Consider the following 3,217-nt stretch of genomic DNA (forward strand, 5'->3'; position numbering starts at 1 on the left):
TCTGCTTCGGCAGGGTGTGACGGGTGGCTGGTCGTTATTTGAGAACTACACAGTGGACGCGAGCATCTGTGGCCAAGTTTTTAAGGGCGCACGGTGGATGCCTTGGCACCAGGAACCGATGAAGGACGTGAGAGGCCGCGATAGGCCCCGGGGAGCTGCCAACTGAGCTTTGATCCGGGGGTGTCCGAATGGGGAAACCCGGCAGTCGTCATGGGCTGTCACCCACTGCTGAACACATAGGCAGTGTGGAGGGAACGAGGGGAAGTGAAACATCTCAGTACCCTCAGGAAGAGAAAACAACCGTGATTCCGGGAGTAGTGGCGAGCGAAACCGGATGAGGCCAAACCGTATGCGTGTGAGACCCGGCAGGGGTTGCGCATGCGGGGTTGTGGGAATGAGCTTTCACAGTCTGCCGGCTGTGAGGCGAGTCAGAAACCGTATGGATAGGCGAAGGACATGCGAAAGGTCCGGCGTAGAGGGTAAGACCCCCGTAGCTGAAATCTGTACGGCTTGCTTGCTCATCTCCCAAGTAGCACGGGGCCCGAGAAATCCCGTGTGAATCTGGCGGGACCACCCGCTAAGCCTAAATATTCCCTGGTGACCGATAGCGGATAGTACCGTGAGGGAATGGTGAAAAGTACCGCGGGAGCGGAGTGAAATAGTACCTGAAACCGTGTGCCTACAAGCCGTGGGAGCGTCGGGATCTTCGGATCCTCGTGACTGCGTGCCTTTTGAAGAATGAGCCTGCGAGTTAGCGGTGTGTAGCGAGGTTAACCCGTGTGGGGAAGCCGTAGCGAAAGCGAGTCCGAATAGGGCGATTGAGTTGCACGCTCTAGACCCGAAGCGGAGTGATCTAGCCATGGGCAGGTTGAAGCGGAGGTAAGACTTCGTGGAGGACCGAACCCACCAGGGTTGAAAACCTGGGGGATGACCTGTGGTTAGGGGTGAAAGGCCAATCAAACTCCGTGATAGCTGGTTCTCCCCGAAATGCATTTAGGTGCAGCGTCGTGTGTTTCTTGCCGGAGGTAGAGCACTGGATAGGCGATGGGCCCTACCGGGTTACTGACCTTAGCCAAACTCCGAATGCCGGTAAGTGAGAGCACGGCAGTGAGACTGTGGGGGATAAGCTCCATGGTCGAGAGGGAAACAGCCCAGAGCATCGACTAAGGCCCCTAAGCGTACGCTAAGTGGGAAAGGATGTGGAGTCGCAGAGACAACCAGGAGGTTGGCTTAGAAGCAGCCACCCTTGAAAGAGTGCGTAATAGCTCACTGGTCAAGTGATTCCGCGCCGACAATGTAGCGGGGCTCAAGCGTACCGCCGAAGTCGTGTCATTGCAGCAATAACCCCAACGGGTGCTGTGATGGGTAGGGGAGCGTCGTGTGCCGGGTGAAGCAGCCGCGGAAGCGAGTTGTGGACGGTTCACGAGTGAGAATGCAGGCATGAGTAGCGATACACACGTGAGAAACGTGTGCGCCGATTGACTAAGGGTTCCTGGGTCAAGCTGATCTGCCCAGGGTAAGTCGGGACCTAAGGCGAGGCCGACAGGCGTAGTCGATGGACAACCGGTTGATATTCCGGTACCCGCTTTGAAACGCCCAATATCGAATCCTCTGATGCTAAGGCCGTGAAGCCGTTCCGGACCCTTCGGGGAAAGGAAAGTGGTGGAGCCGCCGATCCAAGGTGGTAGTAGGTAAGCGATGGGGTGACGCAGGAAGGTAGTCCAGCCCGGGCGGTGGTTGTCCCGGGGTAAGGGTGTAGGCCGTGTGGTAGGCAAATCCGTCACACGTTAAGGCTGAGACCTGATGCCGAGCCGATTGTGGTGAAGTGGATGATCCTATGCTGTCGAGAAAAGCCTCTAGCGAGTTTCATGGCGGCCCGTACCCTAAACCGACTCAGGTGGTCAGGTAGAGAATACCGAGGCGTTCGGGTGAACTATGGTTAAGGAACTCGGCAAAATGCCCCCGTAACTTCGGGAGAAGGGGGGCCATTCCTGGTGATGAGACTTGCTCTCTGAGCTGGGGGTGGCCGCAGAGACCAGCGAGAAGCGACTGTTTACTAAAAACACAGGTCCGTGCGAAGCCGTAAGGCGATGTATACGGACTGACGCCTGCCCGGTGCTGGAACGTTAAGGGGACCGGTTAGCTCTGTTTCGACAGGGCGAAGCTGAGAACTTAAGCGCCAGTAAACGGCGGTGGTAACTATAACCATCCTAAGGTAGCGAAATTCCTTGTCGGGTAAGTTCCGACCTGCACGAATGGCGTAACGACTTCTCGACTGTCTCAACCATAGGCCCGGTGAAATTGCACTACGAGTAAAGATGCTCGTTTCGCGCAGCAGGACGGAAAGACCCCGGGACCTTTACTACAGTTTGATATTGGTGTTCGGTTCGGCTTGTGTAGGATAGGTGGGAGACTTTGAAGCAGCCACGCCAGTGGTTGTGGAGTCGCCGTTGAAATACCACTCTGGTCGTGCTGGATGTCTAACCTCGGTCCGTGATCCGGATCAGGGACAGTGTCTGATGGGTAGTTTAACTGGGGCGGTTGCCTCCCAAAGGGTAACGGAGGCGCCCAAAGGTTCCCTCAGCCTGGTTGGCAATCAGGTGTTGAGTGTAAGTGCACAAGGGAGCTTGACTGTGAGACCGACGGGTCGAGCAGGGACGAAAGTCGGGACTAGTGATCCGGCGGTGGCTTGTGGAAGCGCCGTCGCTCAACGGATAAAAGGTACCCCGGGGATAACAGGCTGATCTTCCCCAAGAGTCCATATCGACGGGATGGTTTGGCACCTCGATGTCGGCTCGTCGCATCCTGGGGCTGGAGTCGGTCCCAAGGGTTGGGCTGTTCGCCCATTAAAGCGGTACGCGAGCTGGGTTTAGAACGTCGTGAGACAGTTCGGTCCCTATCCGCTGTGCGCGTAGGAATACTGAGAAGGGCTGTCCCTAGTACGAGAGGACCGGGACGGACGAACCTCTGGTGTGCCAGTTGTCCTGCCAAGGGCATGGCTGGTTGGCTACGTTCGGGAGGGATAACCGCTGAAAGCATCTAAGCGGGAAGCCTGCTTCAAGATGAGTATTCCCACCTCCTTGAGAGGGTAAGGCTCCCAGTAGACGACTGGGTTGATAGGCCAGATGTGGAAGCCCGGTAACGGGTGGAGCTGACTGGTACTAATAGGCCGAGGGCTTGTCCTCAGTTGCTCGCGTCCACTGTGTTAGTTCTGAAG

1 rRNA gene is annotated in these 3,217 nt (G+C 56.8%); it reads left to right on the forward strand.

The features are described from left to right. The first annotated feature begins 70 nt into the window (after positions 1-70). Positions 71-3,185, forward strand: a 23S ribosomal RNA gene (locus WDV06_RS36520). Positions 3,186-3,217: the final 32 nt, after the last annotated feature.

The organism is Streptomyces racemochromogenes, assembly GCF_044129415.1.
Lineage (GTDB): Bacteria > Actinomycetota > Actinomycetes > Streptomycetales > Streptomycetaceae > Streptomyces > Streptomyces racemochromogenes_A.